The sequence below is a fragment of the Lysinibacillus sp. EB106-09-02-XG168 genome, assembly GCF_058791475.1.
In genome coordinates this window covers 568,408-593,458 of record NZ_JBYTDN010000003.1, presented here as the reverse complement: position 1 = coordinate 593,458, position 25,051 = coordinate 568,408, and the positions used below count along the sequence as shown (strand labels likewise).

Annotated in this window: 22 protein-coding genes; all 22 read right to left on the bottom strand. The window is 37.7% G+C overall.

Annotated elements, in window-relative coordinates; all coding sequences use genetic code 11:
- Positions 1-20: 20 nt before the first annotated feature.
- Positions 21-2,171 carry an EAL domain-containing protein gene (locus AC3WSO_RS03855; protein WP_492528861.1) on the bottom strand — a complete coding sequence of 717 codons (2,151 nt, stop codon included), beginning with the start codon at positions 2,169-2,171 and terminating at the stop codon, positions 21-23.
- Positions 2,172-2,482: 311 nt separating this feature from the next.
- Positions 2,483-3,724 (bottom strand): serine hydroxymethyltransferase, encoded by a 1,242-nt coding sequence (gene glyA, locus AC3WSO_RS03850; RefSeq protein WP_492528859.1) that lies wholly within the window; start codon positions 3,722-3,724, stop codon positions 2,483-2,485.
- A gap of 60 nt (positions 3,725-3,784) precedes the next feature.
- Positions 3,785-4,327: a TIGR01440 family protein gene (locus AC3WSO_RS03845; protein ID WP_492528857.1), complete on the bottom strand. Its 543-nt coding sequence runs from the start codon at positions 4,325-4,327 to the stop codon at positions 3,785-3,787.
- A gap of 102 nt (positions 4,328-4,429) precedes the next feature.
- On the bottom strand, positions 4,430-4,867 hold the full coding sequence (gene rpiB / locus AC3WSO_RS03840) for a ribose 5-phosphate isomerase B (RefSeq protein WP_079559803.1): 438 nt from the start codon (positions 4,865-4,867) through the stop codon (positions 4,430-4,432).
- A 604-nt stretch (positions 4,868-5,471) separates the two neighbouring features.
- Positions 5,472-6,755, bottom strand: a complete 1,284-nt coding sequence (locus tag AC3WSO_RS03835) for a methyl-accepting chemotaxis protein (protein ID WP_492528855.1) — start codon at positions 6,753-6,755, stop codon at positions 5,472-5,474.
- Positions 6,756-6,763: 8 nt separating this feature from the next.
- Entirely contained in the window at positions 6,764-7,204 is a 441-nt protein-coding gene (locus AC3WSO_RS03830) for a low molecular weight protein arginine phosphatase (RefSeq protein WP_492528853.1), read from the bottom strand.
- A gap of 24 nt (positions 7,205-7,228) precedes the next feature.
- Positions 7,229-7,726, bottom strand: a complete 498-nt coding sequence (locus AC3WSO_RS03825) for a manganese efflux pump MntP (protein ID WP_197139670.1) — start codon at positions 7,724-7,726, stop codon at positions 7,229-7,231.
- Positions 7,727-7,983: 257 nt separating this feature from the next.
- On the bottom strand, positions 7,984-9,018 hold the full coding sequence (locus tag AC3WSO_RS03820; RefSeq protein WP_492528850.1) for an L-threonylcarbamoyladenylate synthase: 1,035 nt from the start codon (positions 9,016-9,018) through the stop codon (positions 7,984-7,986).
- A 101-nt stretch (positions 9,019-9,119) separates the two neighbouring features.
- Positions 9,120-9,719, bottom strand: coding sequence for a stage II sporulation protein R (locus AC3WSO_RS03815; protein WP_492528848.1), 600 nt, complete (start codon positions 9,717-9,719; stop codon positions 9,120-9,122).
- Between the two features lie 44 nt (positions 9,720-9,763).
- The gene (gene prmC / locus AC3WSO_RS03810; RefSeq protein ID WP_492528846.1) at positions 9,764-10,624 is read right to left on the bottom strand and encodes a peptide chain release factor N(5)-glutamine methyltransferase; all 861 of its coding nucleotides are present in this window, start codon (positions 10,622-10,624) and stop codon (positions 9,764-9,766) included.
- Entirely contained in the window at positions 10,611-11,687 is a 1,077-nt protein-coding gene (gene prfA, locus AC3WSO_RS03805) for a peptide chain release factor 1 (protein ID WP_492411899.1), read from the bottom strand. Before prfA ends, prmC begins: the two co-directional genes overlap by 14 nt.
- A gap of 191 nt (positions 11,688-11,878) precedes the next feature.
- Positions 11,879-12,451 carry a thymidine kinase gene (locus AC3WSO_RS03800; protein ID WP_349660643.1) on the bottom strand — a complete coding sequence of 191 codons (573 nt, stop codon included), beginning with the start codon at positions 12,449-12,451 and terminating at the stop codon, positions 11,879-11,881.
- A gap of 236 nt (positions 12,452-12,687) precedes the next feature.
- Positions 12,688-12,891, bottom strand: a complete 204-nt coding sequence (rpmE, locus tag AC3WSO_RS03795) for a 50S ribosomal protein L31 (RefSeq protein ID WP_010857976.1) — start codon at positions 12,889-12,891, stop codon at positions 12,688-12,690.
- A gap of 398 nt (positions 12,892-13,289) precedes the next feature.
- Positions 13,290-14,339 carry an NAD(P)/FAD-dependent oxidoreductase gene (locus AC3WSO_RS03790; protein ID WP_492528844.1) on the bottom strand — a complete coding sequence of 350 codons (1,050 nt, stop codon included), beginning with the start codon at positions 14,337-14,339 and terminating at the stop codon, positions 13,290-13,292.
- A gap of 24 nt (positions 14,340-14,363) precedes the next feature.
- Positions 14,364-15,296 (bottom strand): ABC transporter substrate-binding protein, encoded by a 933-nt coding sequence (locus tag AC3WSO_RS03785; protein WP_492528842.1) that lies wholly within the window; start codon positions 15,294-15,296, stop codon positions 14,364-14,366.
- Between the two features lie 254 nt (positions 15,297-15,550).
- Positions 15,551-16,585, bottom strand: a complete 1,035-nt coding sequence (locus AC3WSO_RS03780; RefSeq protein ID WP_492528840.1) for a FecCD family ABC transporter permease — start codon at positions 16,583-16,585, stop codon at positions 15,551-15,553.
- Positions 16,582-17,634, bottom strand: coding sequence for a FecCD family ABC transporter permease (locus AC3WSO_RS03775; protein ID WP_492528838.1), 1,053 nt, complete (start codon positions 17,632-17,634; stop codon positions 16,582-16,584). Before AC3WSO_RS03775 ends, AC3WSO_RS03780 begins: the two co-directional genes overlap by 4 nt.
- A 44-nt stretch (positions 17,635-17,678) precedes the next feature.
- Positions 17,679-18,473, bottom strand: a complete 795-nt coding sequence (locus AC3WSO_RS03770) for an ABC transporter ATP-binding protein (RefSeq protein WP_492528836.1) — start codon at positions 18,471-18,473, stop codon at positions 17,679-17,681.
- A 76-nt stretch (positions 18,474-18,549) separates the two neighbouring features.
- On the bottom strand, positions 18,550-20,274 hold the full coding sequence (locus AC3WSO_RS03765) for an ABC transporter ATP-binding protein (protein WP_492528834.1): 1,725 nt from the start codon (positions 20,272-20,274) through the stop codon (positions 18,550-18,552).
- Positions 20,275-20,370: 96 nt separating this feature from the next.
- Positions 20,371-22,278: an AraC family transcriptional regulator gene (locus AC3WSO_RS03760; RefSeq protein WP_492528832.1), complete on the bottom strand. Its 1,908-nt coding sequence runs from the start codon at positions 22,276-22,278 to the stop codon at positions 20,371-20,373.
- Between the two features lie 125 nt (positions 22,279-22,403).
- The gene (gene rho, locus AC3WSO_RS03755; RefSeq protein WP_349660652.1) at positions 22,404-23,687 is read right to left on the bottom strand and encodes a transcription termination factor Rho; all 1,284 of its coding nucleotides are present in this window, start codon (positions 23,685-23,687) and stop codon (positions 22,404-22,406) included.
- 330 nt (positions 23,688-24,017) lie between these two features.
- Positions 24,018-24,977 carry a class II fructose-bisphosphatase gene (gene glpX / locus AC3WSO_RS03750; protein WP_079559386.1) on the bottom strand — a complete coding sequence of 320 codons (960 nt, stop codon included), beginning with the start codon at positions 24,975-24,977 and terminating at the stop codon, positions 24,018-24,020.
- Positions 24,978-25,051: the final 74 nt, after the last annotated feature.

Below are 25,051 nucleotides of genomic sequence, written 5' to 3'. Positions count from 1 at the left end.
TTTCCTACATATGCTAGCGATTATTTATCAAGTATTGCATCTACTTGTTCTATCGTCATTGGTTTGTAATAGAAATATCCTTGTCCTACTGTACAGCCTAGTGCGCGTAAAATCTCAACTTGCTCTTTATTTTCAATACCTTCAGCGACCGAAGTCATTCCTAGGTTTAATGCTAATTGAATAATGGATCGGACAATAGCGAGTGTCGCACCATCATCAATAGCATTAATAAAGCTACGATCTATTTTCAATTCGGTAAATGGCAGTCTTTGTAAATAACTTAAAGATGAAAAGCCTGTGCCAAAGTCGTCCACCGAAGTTTTAAAGCCGTAGCCCTTTAATTCCTGGATAATAGAAAAAGCCGTTTGAAAATCAACTAGGCCAATATTTTCCGTCACCTCTAAAATGATATATTTTGGATCAATATCATATTTCCGAACGAGCCCCAATGTATCCTGTACAAAATTAGCATAATAAAAATGATCAGGCGAAATATTGACTGCCACCTTCACTAATTTTTTCCCTAATATCTTACGCTCTGCTAACCATGAAAGAACCAACTCTAATATTTGAACATCGATTTCGCGTACCTTTCCTGCACTTTCTGCCACTGGAATAAAGATTGCCGGTGACACGAAACCTAGTTTTGGAGAAATCCAGCGAGCAAGTGCTTCAATACTATGAATTTCACCTGTTCGTAAATCAACCTTTGGCTGCAAATTTACCGAGATTTCTTTATTCTTTAATGCCTGCGCTAAATGGTTTAACACGGTCATCTGCTGTTCAAGCACATCATTTCTTTCTTGCGTAAATATTTCCGTATGAGTACCCGGTTTATTGGTAGCAAAGGATACAGCATTATCTGCAAAGCGAATCGCATCAGCCATTTTGATCTCATCGTTATATAAAGCAATACCCGTTTTTAGCGTAATATAAATGTTCTTACCACCTATAATAAAAGGCTGACGAATAATCTCTTTAATGCGCCTTTCATAATAGAAGAAATCTTCATTAGCTGTTGCATTGGACATGATTAAACTAGAGCTTGTAAATCTAGCAATATATTCGTTACGCTCATACTTCTCTTCATTTAAACGTTTGGCAATTTGTCTTAACAGCTCATCTCCCGCTTCACGTCCATATAATTCGACGATATGATGGAATTCGCTTGGTTTTAAGATTTTGATGTTCCCATTTCGACTGCACTCTTTTTCTACCTTATTTAAAAAACCGTGTCGATTCGGTAGCCCCGTTGTGATATCGACATAGGCTAAATCCCATATCTTTTTTTGTGTTTTTGCATACGAATATGCCAACGCAACAAGAGCACCGATTTTTCGAAACATACATTCAAAGAACTTCTGGTCACTACCATGTCGCTCTAACAATATAGAAAACAATCCAATTGCTTGCTGTTGTTGATTGTATATTGGCATAAACCACCCAAATGACTTTTTAGATGAATTGGCAAACCTTTTATATTCTATTGGAATATCAATATCATCCAAATTTTTCACTAGAATGGACGTCTCCCCTTGCATAACACTCTTAAAAAAATCATTGTTTTCACAACAATCGGGTAAACTTTTTGTTTTATCGTTCCCTCTAAAAATCTGTAATTGATTTGCCTCCGTTTTGACAAGTACCATACTTAATATATTCGGCATAAAAAATTCATCTAAACCACTGCAAACAATGCTCATCTTTTTATCAAAGGAATTGTCCTTTTCAATCGCTTCGTACATAGCATTCTCAAGGCGCATTAAAAACTCTTCGTTGTGAAAATACGTAACATCCTTCACAAGTACTAAAACAAATAATGTTTCATCTTTATTATTTTGAAATGGGAGTGCTTGTACCTCTGCCCAAAAAAGAGGTTTATCGAAGCAACTATGGTGCAATTTTGCTTGTACCAAAACTCCACTATGTAATTTTTGTTTAATCTTATCAACAGTTATCTGTTCTTCGTTTGACAACCATGCAAAATAATCGCTATTTATTATTTGCGAACGTGTAGTATTTGTCAGCGTACAAAAAGAATCATTACATTCCAATACGCAATGATTATTTGTCGCATCAAAAATAACGTAGCTTTCTTTAGAATGATCTCCTAACCTACGAATTGTATTTAATATTATTTCATTTTCAATGGACATCGTTTTAGTAACCATATAGCCCCTCCTCCCTCTTACATTGTACATAAAGATTCAATAAATTGTCACTTTTATAAAAAAACCCTTTTTTCACAAGGACAATAATTGTCTCACTCTTATATACTATATCCTTTTATACTAAGTTTATGTAAATAAATTCAAAAATAAAAGTATTTTATTTCCATTCGAGAAAAATAACTTATTATCGCAACATGTGGTTGAGTTCCATTCCGTGGGAGTCCGTGAGAGCAGCTAGCAGCAGAGCCAATAAAAAAGCTGTGATTAAAGTGCAAAGTACCACTTTAATCACAGCCTTATCTTCTATTAAATTATGCGTATAATGGATGTTTGTCTGTTAAAGCTTTTACGCGAGCTTTCGCTTCAGTTTTAACTGCTTCATCCTCTGGATTTTTAAGAACCGTAGCAATAATTGCCCCAACTTCTTTCATGTCTTCCTCATTGAAGCCACGAGATGTTACTGCCGGTGTACCAATACGGATACCAGAAGTTACGAATGGAGATTCTGTATCGTAAGGAATTGTATTTTTATTTGTTGTAATCCCTACTTCATCAAGTGCGTGCTCCGCTACTTTTCCTGTTAAGCCAAGAGATTTCACATTAAGAAGTAATAAGTGGTTGTCCGTACCGCCTGATACAATTTCAACGCCTTCTGCCATTAATACTTCTGCTAAAGCTTTAGCATTCGCTTTAAGTTGTTTTGCATACTCTTTGAATTCTGGTTGTAATGCTTCACCGAATGCAACTGCTTTTGCAGCGATTACGTGCATTAATGGTCCACCTTGGATACCTGGGAATACAGATTTGTTAAGCTTTTGCTCCCATTCTTTCGAAGCAAGAATTAAGCCACCACGTGGACCACGTAATGTTTTATGTGTTGTAGATGTCACAAAATCAGCGTATGGCACTGGTGATTGGTGCTCACCAGTAGCTACAAGACCTGCGATATGTGCCATATCCACCATGAAATATGCTCCTACTTCATCAGCAATTTCACGGAATTTAGCGAAATCAATTTCACGTGGGTATGCAGATGCACCCGCCACAATAAGTTTTGGCTTATGCTCTAACGCTTTTTGGCGTACATCTTCATAATCGATTACTTGAGTATCTTTTGTTACGCCATATTCAACGAAATTATATAGAATACCTGAGAAGTTTACAGGAGATCCGTGTGTTAAGTGGCCGCCATGAGATAGGTTCATCCCAAGTACTGTATCTCCTGGTTCTAAAATTGTGTGGTATACAGCCATGTTTGCTTGTGCACCAGAGTGTGGTTGTACGTTTGCATATTCTGCACCAAAAATTTCTTTCACACGATCACGTGCGATATCTTCCACAACATCTACGTGTTCACAACCGCCATAATAGCGTTTACCTGGATAACCTTCAGCATATTTATTTGTTAGAACAGAACCTTGCGCCTCCATTACTGCTTCTGATACAAAGTTTTCTGATGCGATTAACTCAATATTTGCCTGTTGACGTTTTTTTTCCGCAAGAATTCCGTCTAATACTGCTTTGTCTTGTACTGCTAATTTTTCGTATGCCATGTTTGAAAAAGCCTCCTAAGTATAATCGTTATTTGTATACCACTGTTTTCAAAGGTAATTTTATTTATATACTGCACGCTCTCCGCCTATCAGCTTCGGACGTGTTGTTGCAATTGTTACAACCGCTTCTCCTACCATTCGCACAGAAGTACGAACTGGTACCGCCACTGCCTTTAAATGCATACCAATAAGAGTTTGTCCAATATCAATACCTGCATTTGCTTGCACAGCTTCCACAACAACTGGATTTGTAAATTGCGTAAACGCATAAGCGGACATCGAGCCACCCGCAGTACGAACTGGTACAACTGTTACCGGTTCATAACCAAAGCGTTCTGCCGTTGTTGCTTCCATAGTAATAGCACGATTAATATGCTCACAACCTTGGAACGCTAGATGTAGTTGATGTCTCTTGGCAAATGCCTGCAACGGCTCAAAAATCGCCTCTCCAATTTCAAGCGCGCCTGCTGTGCCAATTTTCTGACCAATCACTTCAGATGTCGAGCAACCTACGACAAAAATAGTATTCGGTCGTAGGGTTACCTGCTCTTCAAATTCACTGAGTAACTGAGTCAAATGTGTTCGTATTTGTTGTACAACCACTATGCTCAGCCCCTTATTTCTAAATTATTTACGTCCCACAGCTAAAAAGCTCTTTGAAGAACTTTCTAGCGTATGACAAATGTTAACAAACTTAATTACTTTTTATTGCTCAAGTTCAGCGATTTTTTCAACGCGTCGCGTATGACGACCACCTTCAAAATCTGTTTCAAGCCATACTTTAGCGATTTCGCGTGCAAGGCCAGGCCCAATAACACGTTCACCCATTGCTAAAACATTTGAATCGTTGTGGCAACGAGTTGCTTTCGCACTAAATAAATCATGTACTAAAGCACAACGAATCCCCTTAATTTTATTTGCAGCAATAGACATACCAATGCCTGTACCACAAATTAAAATACCTTTATCAAATTCCCCGCTAGCAACACCTTCAGTAACTGGTTTTGCATAATCAGGATAGTCTACTGAATCCGCAGATTGTGGACCAAAATCTTCGTAGCTGATATTTAGCTCATCTAACAGCTGCATAATCTCACGACGTAAGTTATTGCCTCCGTGATCAGAAGAAATTGCTATTCTCACTGGGTTCCCTCTTTTCGAAATTATAGTCAACACTAGTGTACCACTTCTCTCCCAAGAATAACATGATTTTTCTTGCATTTTTATGCTGATTTCTCCTAAAAGACGAACATTTCTTGTAATCAGACATAAAATCATTCACTTTCAAGACTATTTCCCTGTGGATATTGTGAATATCATGTTGATAAATTCGGATAACGGCATTTTGTTTTAATATTCTATCTTCTAAAGTTTGTTTCCTTTTTCAATTACAGTGGACATACTATATCAGTATTTTTTCTATGTATTACCAGTATTTAATGGTGTAGAACGATTCTGTGACTAGGTGTGGATGTGGCGGGGTGTGAATTCTTTTTAGATTGAAGCTCTATCTGGCGTTTTGATGGTTCTATCCATGATTTTCGGCTTTCTATCCATCATTTTGACGGTTCTATCCATGATTTTCGGCTTTCTATCCATCATTTTGACGGTTCTATCCACGATTTTGCGGTTTATCCGTCGGTTCGGCTCTTCAAAGCCATCATATACAAACCCCTCAACCCAACAAAAAAAACTGTAGCAAACTCAAACCTCATCTGAGTTTATCTACAGTCTAATATCTTCGCATTTAGGCTTGTCTATCGAATTGTTGAATCATTTTGTGGAGTTCTTCTGATTGTTTCTTTAGGCCTTCTGCTAGTTTTTCTACTTGCTCAATTGCGTATGCTTGTTCTTCTGCTGCGCTGCGGACTTCTTGTGCACCGGCTGACGTTTCTTCTGCGATGGCTGCCACTTCTTGGGATTGGCGGGCAGTTGTTTCGATGTTGTGCATTTGTTGTTCGATTAAAGAAGAAATTTCTACAATTGCTGTTGCCATTTCGTGTACGCTTGAAGACATACCTTCTACAGCAGTTGTCGTTTCTGATACGCGGGCAGCTTCTTTTGTCGCAAATGCCACTTGCTGATTCATTTGTTTGACTACAACCTCAACGTTTTGTTGCATTGATTGAATAAGGGTTGTAATGCCTTGTACTGCTTTCGCACTTTCATCCGCTAAGCTACGAACTTCCTCCGCTACAACCGCAAAACCTTTTCCATGTTCTCCAGCACGCGCTGCCTCAATAGAAGCATTTAACGCTAGTAAATTTGTTTGTGCTGCAATATCGCCAACTAGGCTGATGATGCGTTCTACCTGTCCGGCGTTTTCCTCTAGAAGATGAATGCTTTCTAATGCCTCATTATTGCCAGCTGCAATTTGTTGAATGCTATTTACTAACGTTTCGATCGCATTTGTTGTTGTCGTTAAATTATGTAGAATCTCTTTAGATTGCGTTGCTGAGGCTTCTGCTCTACTATTGACTTCTGTAGCTAGGGCTCGTACATCTTCAATTGCTTCGGCTGTATCTTGGACTGCCGTTGCTGATGTCTCTGCACCAGAAGAAATATGCTTTACTGTAGAAGCAATATTCTCTGCTTTTTTTGTTGCAATTGCAGCTTCATCAGATAGTTGGATAATTGTTTGATTAGTTTGCTGGAAGTTACTATCTATGCTTTCCACCATTCCTCTTAAGTTTAACACCATTTGTTGGAATGCCTCTGCGACAGAACGAATTTCATCACTTGTTTTCGGCATTTCTACATCCTGTCCAATTTTCCCTTCTGCTACTCGGGAAGCTGAATTTTCGAGCTGCTGTAAAGGTTTAATTAAGATTACACTGAAAACTGCAGCCAAAATGCCTGACCATACTATCCCTGACACATAAGTAAAAATTTCAAACAGTTTACGATTGATTTCTGGGAAAAAGGTAGGTTGTAAATATTCGATAAATATAAAACTAATACTGTAAGTGATTATTGCAAGAAAACTAACAAATAATACTAGTTTAAATCGTAAACCAAACTGCTTTTTCATAGCGACCCTCAATTCTCTTTAATTTTTTTTACTAAACGTTCTACTAATTTTGTTAATTCTGCAAATGTTTCTTTATAAATTCCTATACTACCACCGTAAGGATCTACAACATTTCCGCCACTAACTTCGCTTGTATATTCTTTTAAAGTAAAAACTTTTTGTTCAGCAATTGGAAAATTAGCAATAATTGTATCTTTATGAGCTGTTGTCATTGTTAAAATTAGATCAGCCCACTCCATTTCAGTTATTGATAATTGTGTTGCTAAATGCTGATGCGTCATATTTGCTTCATATAATACTTGTTGTGCATGAGCAGACATTTCTGCATTTGGCATTGCATAAATGCCCGCCGAACGAACTTCTACATTGTCCAATCGTTTATGTTTTAAAATAACCTCTGCCATAGGACTGCGACAAGTATTGCCGGTGCAAACAAATAGTATTTTCATACTTATCACCCTCCACTGATTTTTCTATTGCCGGATAGCTAGGAAACCCATAATAATAAAAAAAATACCTGTTATAATTTGAAATTTATTACCAAGTAACGTCTGACTTTTACGCGCAATGACTAATGACCCATAAGAGCAAATAAGTGCACTGACACCCGCACTTATAATAAACACCATCTTCTCTAAGTTTAGCATACCAAATGAAACACTTACTGAAAAGGTATCTAGGCTTGCGGTCACGGCTAAAAGTATTGGTGAAATTGTAACTTTTTCATCTTTTCGCGAAAATAATAGCAAATGTAAACCCATACAAAATAATAAAATACTTGATATCCATTGTCCCCATTCTAAGAGGAAACGCATTAAATAGCTTCCCAATTCGAAGCCTAATAGCGGGAAAAGCATATGCAAAGCAGCTGTCCATACTGATAAAAAAAATCGATACTTAACATTTGGCAGTAATACATATAAGCCAATCACATCTACAGACGTTATTATACCCGCAAGAATTCCCTGCAAGAAAGCACTCCTTCGCTCTCTAATATTTTATCATTTTATGCTCGAAAATACAGTAATATCATAATACAATTTCCTTACACTATGGTGCTAAAAGTCACTCTATCAAAAAAACAATCAGCTTCCACTATGGTAAAAACTCGCTATACTTGTACAACTATAGCTCAAGTACAAAAGTCTAAGTAGATACCCTCACTGATTAATACAAAAAAATAGTATGCCAGAGTTACCTCTAACATACTATTTTCTAGGTAGTTTATTTACGGAGTATACCATTTCCCGCCAGCTGCTTTCTCAAGTCGGTTCATAATTGCAGCTCCTACTCCTTCAGTCGATGTAGTAGTCGCTAGGATTATTGTAGCCGCTGTTTTATCGCAAGCTCTTAAGGCATGATACAACGCTGCACCCATTTCTTCTTTACTACCAGCTTCTCCTACTGAGAAATAATAATCAGCCTTGCTGTCAGTAAAACTAGCTGGTGCAAGTAACGCTACTTTATGTCCTTGTTTTTGTAATTGCTGTACAGCCTCATGAACTTTTTTCAAATCACAATCAATTAATAGCACAGGGGCGTTAGGTGCATAGTGTGTATATTTCATACCAGGTGCTTTCGGAGTAGTCTCTAATTTCTGTTCTGTTTTTGAAGGTTGAAGTACTGGACCGATTTTAGCCTCTAACATTTCTTTTGTAATTCCGCCTGGACGCAAAATTACTGGAGGTTCGTGTGTAACGTCTAACACTGTGGATTCGAGCCCGATCCCAGTAGTACCTCCATCTAAAATATAAGGTATGTACCCTTCCAAATCATCTTGAACATGTACAGCTTCTGTAGGACTCGGCTTCCCACTACGATTTGCACTCGGCGCAGCAAGTGGCTTTTTTAAATGTTGCAGTAAGTCAAGTGCAACTGGATGATCTGGCATACGGATGCCGACAGTCGTAAGACCAGCTGTCACACTGTTTGCCAACACATTTGGCTTTACAGGCATGACAAGTGTGAGTGGACCTGGCCAAAATAAATCCATGCATTTTTTTGCTACTTCTGAAATATGCTCGATATAGAGTTCAACTTCCTCTTTCGTGCCAATGTGGACAATTAGCGGATTGTCTGAAGGACGACCTTTTGCTTCAAATATCTTTTTGACTGCTGTATCAATAGTTGCAACAGCTCCAAGCCCATAAACCGTTTCTGTTGGAAATGCTACGACCTCACCTGCATTTAAGATATCCACAGCCTGTGCATAATTTATCTGACTATTCGCATTTCTATCCACAATTTTGCAAACGGTTTCCATAATTAAAACCTTCCTTCAATTATTCGTTTTTACTGAATTATCCACATAATGTTTATAACTTATTAAAAATTGTGCATAAGTTATCTGAATTTGTGAACAATTCATTCAAAAAAACCTTTAATCCATTCCCATATAAAAAATGTAACTGGTTCCTTTTCTTCTTTTATTTCTTCTTTCTGTTCATCTTTATCGGGCTCACAAATCGATGGGAATATGCTACACCACCAGTTATCACCACGTGCATCACCGATTTTCACGACAATCGATTGATATAAATTTTGTGGATAAATTACTGCGTTATGTCTCTTCGGTGGAAATAAGTTATCCCCAATTACAACCTGCGTATGAAGCTGTGGATAATTCTTTTTGATTTCCGCTTCAATCTCCTGTTTCAACGAATGTATTTGTTCGTTATCCACAATTTTAGCTCCAGCACTTGCAACTACTTGCTTAAAATACGGCTTTAAATTTTGGACAAGTTGTTCCTTTTCAAGCTGATCCTGTGTCGTATTGCTATTGGCAATCACGCGTATACGAAAATCATTTTCTTGCTCTTGATTGCTAGCTTCTTTCGCAAAACCTACTAATGATGGAATATATAAAATACATAATTGTAAAGAAATCGCAATTACTACTAATCTTACAAAAGCTAAAAAGATATTTTGTTTTGGTAATCTAATAATCTTGTATTCGTTTAACATAAAAATCCCTCCTTGCTCCACATTGTGGGCAAGAAGTAGATACTTTATACATGAATTTCACAAAAAATCATTCGGGGCTTGCCGTTTATATCTTTTTCTATCGAAACTATAGCCTGCGGAAAACTATTTTTAAAGAATTGAGCGACCTGTTCCCCTTGTGTATATCCGATTTCAAGACCAATGAGGGCTGGTTTATTCATAAGAGGTGGAAGCTGTTCAGCCAATTTTCTATATAAAATGAGTCCGTCTTCTTCTGCAAAAAGAGCACTATGTGGTTCATGCTCTAGCACAGTATTTGACATCTCTTTTGCTTCATCAAAAGCAATATACGGTGGATTTGATAAAACGATATCAAATTTCTCACCTGACAGAGGTTTCGTTAAATCCCCTAGTCGAAAATCAATATCCGCCGCTAATCTTTGTGCATTTTTTCGCGCTGTAGATAAAGCAGCTTCAGATAAATCAGTTGCTACGACTGTTAGCTCTGGACATTCTAACTTCATAGAAAGAGCAATTGCACCACTACCTGTACCGATATCTGCAAGCTTCAAGTTTTGATTTTCAAATATTTTGTTCATACGATTAATCGTTCCAAGTACTAATTCCTCGGTCTCCGGTCTAGGGATTAGTACTGAATCATCGACAATAAATGAACGGCCATAAAATTCTTCACTACCGACGCAATACTGTACAGGTCGTCCACTCGCATGCTCTTCGATAAGTTCTTTAAATTTCTCTTGTTGTTCAGCTGTTAATGCGTCTTGAAGGTGTAACATTACTTCTGAATAGCTAGTGTCAAGTATATGCTGCATGACAATACGTGCTGCTGTTTCCTCACGACCATTATCCACTAAAAAAGAAGAAGCCCATTGAAGGGCCTCCATTACATTATTATAGGTCATCATTTAATCGCTCTAACTTCGATGCTTGCTCTTCTAAAATGAGCGTATCAATGATTTCGTCTAGTCTACCTTCGACGATTTGATCTAGTTTTTGAATCGTTAAACCGATACGGTGGTCTGTAACTCGGTTTTGTGGATAATTGTATGTGCGAATACGCTCAGAGCGATCGCCTGAACCTACAGCTGATTTACGTGTAGCATCGATTTCCTTTTGCGCTTCTTGCAAATACATATCAGCAACACGAGCACGCAAAATTTTCATTGCCTTTTCACGGTTTTTAATTTGTGATCGTTCGTCCTGCATCGATACAACAACACCTGTCGGTAAGTGGGTCATACGCACAGCTGACATCGTTGTATTTACCGATTGACCACCAGCACCAGAAGATGCGAATGTATCCACTCGGATATCTTTCTCATGAATATCCACATCTACTTCTTCAACTTCAGGTAAGCAAGCTACTGTCGCTGTCGATGTATGAATACGCCCTTGAGATTCTGTTGCAGGTACACGTTGTACACGGTGTGCGCCATTTTCAAATTTGAATTTTGAATATGCGCCTTGGCCGTTAATCATAAAAATAACTTCTTTATAGCCGCCCATTGGGTTTGGCGTCGCTTCCATTATGTCAATTTTCCAGCCTTGTGTCTCTGCATAACGAGAGTACATACGGAATAAATCACCCGCGAAAATATTCGCTTCGTCTCCACCAGCTGCCCCGCGAATCTCCATAATAACGTTTTTATTATCATTAGGATCTTTTGGAATTAATAGAATACGTAAACGTTCTTCTAACTCTTCTTGCTGTTCTTTTAGAAGGTTGAATTCTTCTTTCACCATTTCATGCATATCAGGATCTTTTTCATTATCTAGCATTTCACGTGTATCAGCTAATTGCTCTTTTACACTTTTATATTCACGATATGCATCTACAGTTTCCTGGATATCTGATTGTTCTTTAGAATATTCGCGTAATTTTTTACTATCATTTACAATATCGGGATCACTTAAAAGCTCTGTTAACCTTTCGTAACGATCCTCTACTGCTTGTAATCGATCGAACATGGATTTCACCTCTATTTAGTTTTTTATAAAGTTTGCTCTGTTGTAACTGGCCAAAAGAGAAACTCTACATTAGTATTACGCTAAGCGCGTAAGAATTTTTTATAAACATTTATTATTTCCACTACTTAGTATAAGGAAATCTTCGCATGTATGCTACTTTTTCTTCATTCTATCAACTGGAGCATTTTGCCTTATAGCGGCGGATTCGCGTGACATTTACGACACACTGGATAGTATGAATCATTCCCGCCAATTTGAATTTGATCACCTGTATATACAGGCTTTCGACTTTCATCAACACGTAAATTCATTGTCGCCTTTTTATGACAGAACCAGCAAATCGTTTTCATTTCCTCAATTTTATCTGCATATGTAAGCATGTACTGACTGCCTTCAAAGAGCTCATTTTGGAAATCGTTTTTTAGACCGAAGCCCATAACTGGAATATCTAACTCATCTACGATATATGCTAACTGCAAAACATGTTCTTTTTTTAGAAATTGCACTTCATCAACAAGTACACAGTATGGTTTTACAGCATTGTTTTTTACTAGCTCAAAAATATTTGTATCATCATTAACAGGAATGGCTTGTTGACGTAAGCCTACTCGACTTGAGATAAAGCCTACTTCATCTCGCGTATCTATGCCTGGTGTAAACATCATTACAGGTTTTTGTTGTTCTTCATAGTTATGCGCAACTTTTAAAATTTCTATGGATTTACCACTGTTCATTGCACCGTGTTTAAAATATAGCTGTGCCATTTTGTCTTCTCCCTTTCTTCATGTCGAGCTGGATACTGAAAAGACTCGCATCAACGTATTTCTTTAACTTCTTTCAGTAGTTGTTTCCCACCTCTGTCGGGCCGAAGTGAATGCGGATTAAAGACATTCTTTGCGCAAGCACAAAGCCGTTCCCAGACGCAATTATGCCGAGGCATATGTGATTATACTGAAAAAAATACCTGCCAAGCACATGCTTGGCAGGTATTAAACTAACATTAGTTTTTAAGACCGTATTTTTTGTTGAAACGATCCACGCGACCATCAGCAGACGCGAATTTTTGACGGCCAGTATAGAATGGGTGACAGTCGTTGCAGAACTCGACAACGATGTTTTCTTTTACTGAACCAGTTTTGAAAGTATTACCACAAGAGCAAGTTACTGTTGCTTCTTTGTAATCTGGATGAATTCCTTGTTTCATATTCGTTTTCTCCTCTCGCCCTGAACCATCTGGAACAGAGTATTATCGAACTGTACCTTACATAGCCCGAATATGTCGGCTACATATGTACACGTTACATACTTTGCAATATTACCATATGAAATATACATTTGACAATAGTTTTGAATGTATTAACGATTAGTTATAAAAAAATTTAAACACTTCTCCGATTGCAGTGTCTATCATAAATGAGAAAACAATCGAAGATAAAATAACTGTTACTACTAAATAGAAAACAAAACCATAAAAACTTTCAATGTTTTTAGATTTATTACTTAACAACTTAATCATTACAAACATAGGGATAATACCAATAGCTAACGCAAATCCAAAAAATCACCACCAACTATTGCTAGTCGATGGTGATTTTTATTGAGTTAACCTCGTACTTCACGATAGTCATTATCCACTAATCCTATTTTTTTATTTCGTTCTTTGAATCGAATATTGTGAGAAGACACGTACGCCACTTTTGGTGCATCCGGCTCTAAATAAAGCTTTGCACTATTCAACGCTAGAATACCATCCGTAAATGCACCTGCTATTAATCTTACCTTAGAAGGATGATCTACAAAATCTCCTGCACCATAAACACCTTCTATATTTGTTTCACGCTTTTCATTGACAATAGCTACTCCGTCTTGAATATTTAAGCCCCACTCTTCAAGTGCGCCATAATCACATTTTAAGCCATGATTAACGATGACTGCATCCACTTCTAATTGTTCGACTTCGTCTGTTTCTTTATTGGCGATTGACACGGACTGTATTAAATCACCATCTCCATGCAATTGCACCACTTCGTAAGGTGTCTTTATAGTTACAGAGGATTCGCGCATTTTTATAACATTTTTTTCATGACCACCAAATTCATCACGTCGATGAACAATTGTTACACTAGCAGCAATTGGCTCTAGCTCATTTGCCCAATCTACAGCAGAATTACCACCACCAGAAATTAAAACATGCTTATCTCGGAAAATTTCTAATTCCTGTACTGTGTAATATAAATTTGTCACCTCATAGCGATCTACTCCAGCTATCTCGAGCTTTTGCATAGAAAGTACTCCATATCCAACTGCTAAAATGACCGTTTTTGAATAGTGTTTCTCGCCTGTTGAGGACGTTAACATAAATGTCCCATCACTTTGCTTTTCTAATTTTTCAACTTTTTGATTTAATACTATCGTTGGATCAAATGTTTTTGCCTGTTCAACTAATTGTTCAATTAGCTGTCCACCTAATATTGGTGTTACAGCACCTACATCCCAAATCATCTTTTCAGGATAAATTAACATTCGACCACCAAGCTGAGAGCTATATTCTATAATTTTTGTCTTTAAGTCGCGCATCCCACTATAAAAAGATGTATAAAGACCTGCGGGTCCCCCACCAACAATCGTTACATCATACATTTCTATCGTCATATTCGGCATTCCTCATTTCATCTTTTATTTTTCACTCTTTTTCTTTTCTAACAGCATATTTGTCACTTCTTCTACTTGGGCAAGTACAGCAATCGGGTCAAACGCCCAAAACCTTTCTGCATCTAAATAAAATACATTATTATTTTTCACTGCATCCATTGACTTCCACAAAGAATCTTCTCTGTTTAACTCCGCACCATTCGATTCATCTAAGAAAATATAATCTCCCGCATATTTAGGTAATACTTCATAAGAGACTTGCTTGTACGTGTCCCCAGTTTCAATTAACTCCTTTTGAATACTTTGGGGTGCCTTTAGTTGCAATTGCTTATAAATTGCTTGCCCACCACGATAAATACCATCACCGTATAAATAATAATCTTTGCTGTATGCCCCAAAAATGGAATACGTTTCATTTGGATTTAAAACTTTTGCTAGCTTTTCACGATTTTCTGAGACTTTCTCTGCAAACATTTTCAGCCAAGCTTCTCCTTCAGCTTGTTTTCCTAAAATTTCAGCAAGCCCTTTTACTTCTTCTTCCACACTATGGTAGGTTTCATAGGGCAATACAACAGTCGGTGCTATTTTGGATAGTTTTTCATACGATTCTGCATTCGCTTCAGCTGTAATAATTAAATCTGGCTTCAAAGCTAAAATAGATTCAACTGCACCTTCCCCTGTATTTTCTATATCATCAATTTGGTCTTGAATGTGGACATTGTCTAAATCTCGTTGTGTTGCACCTACTGGCTTTATCCCTAATAGTAATGAAGTTGGCAAATATGCATCCACTACAAGCCGCTCAACTTTTGTAGGGATTTCAATTTCTCCATTAATAGTGGATATTTTTTTCGTCGTTGCTTTAGGATCACCGTTCACCGAAGTCTCGTCATTGCTACTACATCCCACAAGCATAAGTGCTACTAAAATTAAAAATATAGTCCGTTTTTTTATCATTTCACTCCTCCTTTAATAAAGATTTTCATTCTCAATTTAAAAATTTTGGCTCATCACCATTACGTGTGGTTGATTTCCGTTCCAACTGGGCGCTTTCCTGAGGGCGTCCGATGAGCAGTTTGTTGTTGCTGTCGCTATGCTTTCGCACAGTTAAAACATTTGCTGTCGCTACGTTAGCACTACGCTTTCGCACAGAAAACATCCGCTTCACTACAGGTTCTCGGGCCAACACGATGTTAGTCAAGCGTTTCCTTTTATTCCTTTAAACGTGCTAATAAATATAAGAAATATGGTGCTCCTAAAACTGCTACAACAATACCGGCTGGTATTTCTGATGGCTCTAAGATTAAGCGACCGATTGTATCGGCCATTAAAACTAATAATCCCCCTAAGAGTGCGGCAGCTGGCAGTAAAAACTGATGTTTAGCCCCAACGAGCTGACGTGCCAAATGTGGAGCAATTAATCCAACAAATCCAATCCCCCCACTTACTGACACACTTGCCCCAGCTAATCCTACAGAAGCAGCAAGAAGCCAACGACGCTCCCTTTCAATAGAAGCTCCCAAACCGACTGCTGTTATTTCTCCTAGATTCATAACGTTCAATACGCGGGATTTTGAATACACAAATGGTAGTAAAATTAGTAACCATGGCAATAAAGATAGTACGAATCTCCAATTTGATCCCCAAATACTACCCGCTAGCCACGTTGCAACGAATTGATAATTTTCAGGTGTTAAACGCAGTGTCAACACAATCATCGCTGAGCTAATACCCGCTGCTACTGCAATCCCTGTTAATATTAAGCGCATTGGGGTAATTCCTTCATGACGTCGATAAGAAAGTATATAAATTAAAACAGCTGTCATCCCTGATCCTACAAATGCTAACACTGGCAGTAAAAATACAGGTGCTGCTTTAGTAGATGGAAAAAATGAAATATAAAGCATAACTGCAAGTCCAGCTCCTGCATTTATACCCAAAATGCCTGGGTCAGCTAGAGCATTTTTAGAAATGCCTTGTAAAATAGCCCCTGAAACTGCTAAGCCCATCCCCACTAAAACTGCAATAACGATACGAGGCAGCCTAAATTCAAACAAAATAAGTTGCTGTTGGGCATCACCCTGACCAAAAAATGTTCGAATAACCTCCATAGGTGTTAGCTTTATAACCCCTGTATTCATACTAATAACAAATGTGATGACTATTAGTAAAGCTAGCGTACCTAGAATTAAGAAGTTTTTCTTTTTAGCTTTTTGTTGAGTTACTGTTAAAAAACTATTACTCATAGTTCTTTTCCTCCTTTACGGGCTATGTATAGGAAGAAAGGTACTCCAATAAAGGCAATTAGCGCTCCAATTGGTGTTTCGTAAGGTGGATTGATCATCCTTGCAACAAGATCAGCCAACACCACAAGCAATGCTCCATAAATTAATGAACAAGAAATAATCCACCGATAATCGTGTCCAACTATGTATCTCATAAAATGCGGAACTATTAAGCCAACAAACCCGACTGCTCCAACGACTGACACTGCTGCTCCTGCCAACACTAAAACAATCACCATTCCCCATATTTTTACTACGGTAGTACGTTGTCCAAGTCCTACGGCAATTTCTTCACCTAAACTTAGTAATGTAATAGAACGTGATAAAATTAGAGCACCAATCATTGCCGCCAGTATCCATGGCGATAATATTTGAAGATGATACCACTTTGTACCTGAAACACCTCCTGCATACCAGAAGGCTAAGTCTTGTCCAATACGATAATAAAGAGCAACGCCTTCCCCTAGCGCACCTAATAGAGCACTTACAGCAGCACCTGCCAACACTAATCGCATCGGCGTTAGGCCACCTTTTGATAGCGAACCTACGCCATAAACAATCGCAACACCTAAGCCTGCTCCAACAAATGACCATAAAACTATATACATGTACGATAAATTAGGAAAAAAAGCAAAGCAGATTGCTAGCATAAACGCGGCACCAGAATTTAACCCTAATAATCCAGAGTCAGCCAATGGATTGCGTGTCATGCCTTGCATAATCGCACCCGCGACCGCAAAGCATCCACCTACTAATCCTGCGCCTAACACTCGTGGTAATCGAATATCATGTATAATTTGATGTGTTGTTACATCCGGTGAAAAATGAGTAATAGCTGTCCATACAGTACTCAATGATATATCTGCGGCACCAAATGAAATAGACAAACCGATTGCAAATATTAACCCTATCACCCCAACAATTAAAGCTACTACACCACGGACTGGATGAGATCGCTGTTGTAGTTCATCTATATCTCTGAGCCCTCCTACTCCTGTCGACGTAGTCATACACTTCCTCCTTAATCCTTACGATTTCAATTTCCTACTTAACGCTATTTTTTCATGTCGTGCAGCTGGTAAGATAAGCAGATTGGATGTTTACTAAATGGGCAGACAGCCATTTCTGCATCAATATTGAACACCTTTTGTAAATTTTCCTTTGTCATCACTTCATTTGGCTGACCATTCACAATTAATTGTCCATCTCTCATAGCAATCATAAAGTGAGAAAAACGAGAAGCATGGTTCAAATCGTGTAATACCATCACAATCGTTCGTCTTTCCTCTTTATTTAGCTTTTGTAACAGTAATAAAATATCAAGCTGATGTGCTAAATCTAAATAAGTAGTAGGTTCATCAAGTACTAAAATATCTGTTCCTTGAGCTAATGCCATGGCAATCCATACTCGTTGACGTTGCCCACCTGATAGTGCTTCTATCGGACGATCACTAAACTCGCTAAGGCCTGTAACATCAATGGCCCAATGAATATATTCATAATCTTCCTTGTGCAATGTACCAAACCCTGTTTGATGAGGAAAACGACCATAGGATACTAGTTCAAAAACTGTTAATCCTCCCGGGGCTGTTGCTGTTTGAGGTAAAATTGCCATTCTTTTCGCCACTTCTTTTGTCTTTAATTGATGAATTGCTTTTCCATCTAAGTAAACTGCTCCATCTTGGGTCCGTAGTACACGCGCAACGGCCTTTAATAAGGTAGATTTACCACAGCCGTTTGGACCAATAATCGTTGAGATTTGTCCTTTTGGAATTTCCACACTTAAATCATGTACAATGAGCGTCGAGGAGTAACCAATAGCTACGCGATCTATTTCAAGAACTGACATAAAACCCTTCCTTCCTTTTATCAATTTCACCTTGACGTCATTGCGCTGAGTGATGATAAAATGACAAATTACTAGCTTAGATTTGTAAGCCAAATTGCGCTGTATACAAACCATAATAAGCTTTTTTACTATCCATTAATTGCTCATGAGTACCTTCTTCTATAATTCCTTTTTTCGATACAACGACAATTCGATCAGCATCCTTTATCGTTGCTAAACGGTGTGCAATTACTAATGTTGTACGGCCAATTGCAAGCTCGTTTAAGGCTTGTTGAATTGCCTGCTCGGTTTCTGTATCCAAAGCAGACGTTGCTTCATCCAAAATCAATACTTTAGGGTTTTTCAAGAATATACGTGCAATCGATAATCTTTGCTTTTGTCCGCCTGATAATTTCACGCCACGTTCACCAACTAATGTATCCATGCCATCAGGTAGCGCTTTAATGACATCTGTAAGCTGCGCTCGCTGTGCAGCAAACCAAATATCTTCCTCACTCGCGTTTAAATCACCATAAGCAATGTTTTCTCGAATTGTGCCATCAAACAAAAAGACATCCTGTTGAACAATTCCTATATGTGAGCGTAAAGATTGCAGCTTAAAATCTCGTATATCAATGCCATCAATTTTTATTGAACCTTCATTTACTTCATAAAAACGTGGCAATAAACTGCAGATGGTAGATTTTCCTGCACCAGATGGACCTACTAGCGCAACTGTTTCACCAGGATGGACCTTTAAATTAATATGACGTAAGGCATGATTATTTTCAGAGTAACCAAACGATACATTAGTAAATGTAATTTCTCCTCCAATTTCATCGATAGCTTTTGCCTCTGGACGATCTGCAATTTCAGGTGCTGTTTCTAGAAATTCAATGTATCTTCTAAACCCTGCCATTCCTTTCGGATAACTTTCAATAAACATATTAATTTTATTGATTGGATTTAAGAGAATACCTGATAATAAAATAAATGCAATGAATTCACCATTTGTTAAGTGGCCTTTTAAAACAAAATATGCACCTACAAATAGCGTGAATAATGACAAAATTTTTGTAAGAATACCTGAAATCGCTTCATTCCAAGCCATTACTTTATAAGAAAAAAGTTTTGTCATTCGAAATCTTTCATTGTTTACTTTAAAGCGTTTAATCTCATGCTCTTCATTCGTAAAGGCTTGTACAACACGAATACCACTTACATTGTTTTCAACACGTGCATTAAAATCTGCAATATCCCCAAACATTTGACGGAATGCTTTGGACATTAACTTCCCAAAAATAATCGTTAAAATTAAAATGATTGGAACTAGTAGAAAAATTAGTATTGTAAAGGTTGGATCAATGTAAAACATAACTCCGAATGTACCTACAATCGTCATTGCAGCAATAAACATATCCTCTGGTCCATGATGCGCAAGTTCACCAATGTCCATTAAATCATTCGTTAATCTTGAAACTAGGTGCCCTGTTTTATTGTTATCGAAGTAACGAAACGAGAGCTTCTGAACGTGACTAAACGCTTCCCTTCTCATATCCGTCTCAATATTGATTCCTAACATGTGTCCCCAATACGAAACGATAAAATGTAAAATAGAATTAAAAATATATAAAACGAATAATAATAAACTAGCCATAATAATCCACTTTAGTTCACCGTCTGGTAGAATATCATCAATCACCTTATTTAAAACGATTGGAAATGCTAATTCGATAAGGGCTACTAGTATGGCACAGGAAAAATCCAAAATAAATAATCCTTTATATGGCTTGTAATATGAAAAAAAACGCTGTAATAACATTGAGGAAGCCTCCTATTATCAATATCATTCATAGTGTTCTAGTAAATAAGCTACCCAAGCATACACAGGTAGCTCACATATCTTTTCTACTATGTATTACTTTTGTTGAGCCTTTGAAAACTCTACTATTTTGTCAGCCATATCTTCGGCTTGGTGTAATCCAGAAAGTGGATCAGAAGCAAAATAATATTCTGGTGCTAATTCTATTGTTTTATTATTTTTTACAACATCTAGATTTTTCCAAGTGGAAGGGAATTTCTCTTCTTTATTAAAGAAATTAATAACAAAAACATAGTCCCCAACATAGTCTCCTACCACTTCATAGGAAATTTCATAACGCCCACCTGTAGACTCTTTTGTATCAAAAAGCTCCTGTACTTTTTCCTGAGGCTTCATATTAAGTATTTGATAAAGTGCTCTACCACCTGACACACTTGAATTCCCTACAACCGTTGCATTTTTTTCGAATACGTCATAAATAGTAAAAGTAGCTCCTTCTGGGATAACGTTCTTTATTTTTTCCTGTGCCTGCGCTATACGTTTCTCAAAATCTTGAACAAAAGCGTTAGCTTCTTCCTGACGACCTAAATATTCTCCCATCGCTTCAATCTCCTCGGTAGCCGATTTATGCGCTGTTTCCGAAAATACAATAGTTGGTGCAATCTTTTCATATTTTTCAACATCTTCTTTATTCCATGTAATGATTAAATCTGGCTTTAATTCTAAGATCTTTTCTAATGATGCACTCCCATCTGTACCAATATTGGAAATATCCCCTTCCTTATAATGCGATTTTAAAAATGCTGCAAAGTCTAAATTAGCTGTCACTGCTCCTACTGGAATAACATCCAACGCTAGAATTTGTCCAAGATACCAGTCTGTCACTACACGTTCTGCTTTTACTGGAATTTCTACTTGTCGTCCACTATCATCTGTCACAGTTCTAGTCTTTACTTCTTCTGACTTTGGCTCATTCTCTTTATGTTCAACAGATTGTTTTGTATCTTCTCCACATGCTGCAAGTAAAACGAACAAACTTAGCAAAAATGGTATCTTTACATGCCTACTTATTTTTTTCATCATTATGTTATTTTCCTCATTTTCAAATTGTTTTGCTTGCGCGAGCTGATTCTTATTGTATTGAAAATGATTCTCATTTGTAATGGCGATTTCGGACAAGTTTGATGTATATTTCAGCCTAAAATTACTTGGTGCCATATTTGTTGCCTTTTTAAAAACCCGACTAAAATAATATTCATCTTCAAATCCAAGCGAAATAGCTATTTCTTTTATGCTGTATTGATTTTCTACCAAGTAATGCTTTGCCTTTTCTATTCTTAGCTGCTGTAAATAAATTTGTGGACCTACTTCATAACGAGCCTTAAAAATACGTAATAAATGACGTGCACTAATGTTAAGTAAATCAGCAAGTGCCTGTATGGATAAAGATTCATGTATGTTTTGCTCTATATACAGACGTGCTGCTTCTGCCCTATCAATGTCGTGCGGTTCCCCTTGCCCCTCGGCTAGTTCTCGAAAAACACGATAGACGAACTCATAAAAGGATGCTTTCACTGATAAATGCTCTTGAATAGAGCCCGACTGCCATTTGCTGTACATATCTTGCAAAATTGTATGTAAGGCTACTGGATTTGCAGGTATACAAGAGAAAGTCGTTTGGAATGGCTGATATTGTATCTGTAAATATTGCATAAAAGCATCTTTGTAAATTACATCCCCTTTATAGGAGATAAGGAAGTAGCTAATACTATTTGGTGCCATAATATGAAGGGATTTGGACTTTCCAATATGGAAAATACTAAAGCGCTGTACATGATAAGGTTGCTCATCAATGACAATTTCTGCATTTCCTGCAGTCATGACAAGAAATGCGCTATTTTTTAAAACCTTTGTCATTCGAACATCGGTATTACTAACATAGTCAATTTGCTTTAACTGGATATTTGCATTTTGCCATAGAAGCATATAAGCATCATAATTCATTTCCGTCTCCTTTTAATAATAGAATTATATGGAACTATTATATTGATAATGATTCTCAATTTCAATTATTTTTGATTAAATAAAAAAATCACCATCGACTATTGCTAGTCAATGGTGATTCATGATTATAGTAGGCCTTTGCCTTTAGTAGCTTTTTTCATATCTTCATTTAGCTTATCAAAGAATTCTTCATTTGATTTTGTTGTACGTAATTTTTTCATGAAGCGCTCCGCGAAATCAGGTGCGTCCGAGAATGTTTTACGAATTGCCCATAGCTTTTCAAGTTGCTCAGGCTCAAGTAGAAGCTCTTCCTTACGTGTACCTGAACGGCGGATATCCAGTGCAGGGAAAATACGACGTTCTGCTAATTGGCGATCAAGATGAAGCTCTAGGTTACCTGTTCCTTTAAATTCTTCATAAATGACCTCATCCATACGAGATCCTGTATCCACTAAAGCAGTCGCTAAAATTGTTAAACTACCGCCTTCTTCAATATTACGTGCAGAACCGAAGAATCGTTTTGGTCGATGGAACGCAGCAGGGTCAATACCACCTGAAAGCGTACGACCGCTCGGAGGAATAACTAAGTTATACGCTCGTGCTAAACGTGTAATAGAATCCATTAAAATAATTACATCACGCTTATGCTCAACTAAGCGGCGTGCACGTTCTAACACAATTTCTGCAACTTTCACATGATTTTCTGGAACCTCATCGAAAGTCGAGCTCACTACATCAGCATTCACTGAACGTTCAATATCAGTTACTTCCTCAGGGCGTTCGTCAATTAGTAATACAATTAACTCTGCATCTGGATAATTGGTTGTAATCGCATTCGCGATTTCTTTTAATAATGACGTTTTCCCTGCTTTTGGTGGTGCAACGATCAATCCACGCTGCCCGAAGCCTACAGGTGCCACTAAATCCATAATACGCGTCGATAAATTGCGCTGTGTAGTTTCAAGCTTAATTTGTCGATCAGGATATAAAGGCGTTAATGCAGGGAAATGCACACGTTCCTTAGCTACTTCTGGGTCTTCACCGTTAACAGCGTCTACTTGTAGTAGTCCATAATAGCGTTCATTTTCTTTAGGTGGACGTACTTTACCAGATACCTTGTCCCCATTTCGTAGGTCAAAACGACGAATCTGAGAAGCAGAAATATAAATATCCTCTTTACTTGGAGAGTAGTTAATTGGTCGAAGGAAGCCAAAGCCTTCTTGCGAAACAATTTCTAGTACACCTTCCATAAAGAAATAGCCTTCTTGCTCCGAACGAGTTTTCAAAATAGCAAATATTAATTCTTTTTTCGTTAGCTTGCTATAATATGAAATTTTATATTGGCGTGCTAGGGCATAAAGCTCCTTTAACGTCATGTTTTCTAATTGAGCGATTGTCAATGCAGACATGTGCACAACTCCAGTCTTTTTCAAAATATAATTTTCATTTTTGGGGTTATCATAGAAGTTTTTGCGATAGGCCTATATCACCTTGGCGTAATTGTTACACTTTACTTCAATACAATAGCATTTTGCTACATGAATATAAAGTTAATCTTTTCGTACCTGTCAGCATTTTCAGTTGTTCGTTAGAAATTAAGCAGGGCGATAGGTACTTCAATTAACTAGGCAAAACATTGAAGCATAACTTAGCCTTATAAAACTATGGGATGGTTGAAAATTTAGAAGAAGGTACCTAGTGCAAAAAAAGATGCACTAGGTATATTTTAGAAGAAAATTTTATTTATAGCTAGGTTTTTTATCAAGAGCGTGACGACCTTCTACAAATCGGACAGTTCCAGATTTAGCTCGCATAACTACTGAATGAGTTAATGCGTAGGCTCCTTTATACTGAACACCTTTTAATAGCTCACAATCTGTTACAGCCGTCGCTGCAAAAATAGCATCGTCACCTTTAACTAGGTCATCTAAATAAAGAACTTTTTCTACGTCTACACCCATTTTTTCGCAGCGTTCTAACTGTTCAGCATCTTCTGGCACTAGCTTCGCTTGGAAGTCTCCACCTAGACATTTTAAAGCAACAGCTGAAATAACACCCTCTGGTGCACCACCTGTACCAAACATAATATCAATGCCAGTTTCATCAAAAGCAGTATTGATAGCTGCTCCAACGTCACCGTCTTGAATAAATTTAATACGTGCTCCAGCTTCTCGGATTTCATCAACAATTGCTTGGTGACGTGGTCGATCTAAAAGTGTAGCTACTACGTCCGAAATATCTTTATTTTTAGCTTTTGCTACTTGTAATAAATTATACGTAACAGAAGCGTTAATATCTACCTTACCAGCCGCTTCTGGTCCTACTGCAATTTTCTCCATGTACATATCAGGCGCGTTTAACAGATTACCTTTATCGGCAATAGCAAGAACTGTCATTGCACCATTTGTACCCTTCGCTACAATATTTGTACCTTCTAATGGGTCAACTGCAATATCTACTTTAGGACCACCATTGCGTAAGCCAAGCTCTTCACCAATATAAAGCATTGGTGCTTCATCCATCTCGCCTTCACCAATCACTACTGTAGCATGCATTGGAATTGTATCGAACATTACGCGCATCGCTGTCGTTGCTGCATCATCTGCCTCAATTTTTAAACCGCGGCCCATCCATTTCCCGGATGCGATTGCTGCTGCCTCTGTTACTCGTACTACTTCCATCGATAAACTACGTTCCATTGTCTTATTTGCCTCCCGTTATCGGCATGTTTCATCGCCGAAACATTCAAATTACCTCTATTGTAACATAGTTA

Coding starts and splice junctions, on each gene's coding strand:
- prfA (WP_492411899.1), bottom strand. CDS start 11,687: ATGTTCGATCGATTACAAGCAGTAGAGGATCGTTACGAAAGGTTAACA.
- AC3WSO_RS03800 (WP_349660643.1), bottom strand. CDS start 12,451: ATGGCACAGCTATATTTTAAACACGGTGCAATGAACAGTGGTAAATCC.
- AC3WSO_RS03855 (WP_492528861.1), bottom strand. CDS start 2,171: ATGGTTACTAAAACGATGTCCATTGAAAATGAAATAATATTAAATACA.
- AC3WSO_RS03770 (WP_492528836.1), bottom strand. CDS start 18,473: ATGTCAGTTCTTGAAATAGATCGCGTAGCTATTGGTTACTCCTCGACG.
- prmC (WP_492528846.1), bottom strand. CDS start 10,624: ATGATGACCTATAATAATGTAATGGAGGCCCTTCAATGGGCTTCTTCT.
- AC3WSO_RS03785 (WP_492528842.1), bottom strand. CDS start 15,296: ATGATAAAAAAACGGACTATATTTTTAATTTTAGTAGCACTTATGCTT.
- rpmE (WP_010857976.1), bottom strand. CDS start 12,891: ATGAAACAAGGAATTCATCCAGATTACAAAGAAGCAACAGTAACTTGC.
- rho (WP_349660652.1), bottom strand. CDS start 23,687: ATGTCTGCATTGACAATCGCTCAATTAGAAAACATGACGTTAAAGGAG.
- AC3WSO_RS03820 (WP_492528850.1), bottom strand. CDS start 9,018: ATGGAAACCGTTTGCAAAATTGTGGATAGAAATGCGAATAGTCAGATA.
- AC3WSO_RS03775 (WP_492528838.1), bottom strand. CDS start 17,634: ATGACTACGTCGACAGGAGTAGGAGGGCTCAGAGATATAGATGAACTA.
- AC3WSO_RS03765 (WP_492528834.1), bottom strand. CDS start 20,274: ATGTTATTACAGCGTTTTTTTTCATATTACAAGCCATATAAAGGATTA.
- AC3WSO_RS03790 (WP_492528844.1), bottom strand. CDS start 14,339: ATGACGATAGAAATGTATGATGTAACGATTGTTGGTGGGGGACCCGCA.
- glpX (WP_079559386.1), bottom strand. CDS start 24,977: ATGGAACGTAGTTTATCGATGGAAGTAGTACGAGTAACAGAGGCAGCA.
- AC3WSO_RS03760 (WP_492528832.1), bottom strand. CDS start 22,278: ATGAATTATGATGCTTATATGCTTCTATGGCAAAATGCAAATATCCAG.
- AC3WSO_RS03830 (WP_492528853.1), bottom strand. CDS start 7,204: ATGAAAATACTATTTGTTTGCACCGGCAATACTTGTCGCAGTCCTATG.
- AC3WSO_RS03815 (WP_492528848.1), bottom strand. CDS start 9,719: ATGTTAAACGAATACAAGATTATTAGATTACCAAAACAAAATATCTTT.
- glyA (WP_492528859.1), bottom strand. CDS start 3,724: ATGGCATACGAAAAATTAGCAGTACAAGACAAAGCAGTATTAGACGGA.
- AC3WSO_RS03780 (WP_492528840.1), bottom strand. CDS start 16,585: ATGAGTAATAGTTTTTTAACAGTAACTCAACAAAAAGCTAAAAAGAAA.
- AC3WSO_RS03835 (WP_492528855.1), bottom strand. CDS start 6,755: ATGAAAAAGCAGTTTGGTTTACGATTTAAACTAGTATTATTTGTTAGT.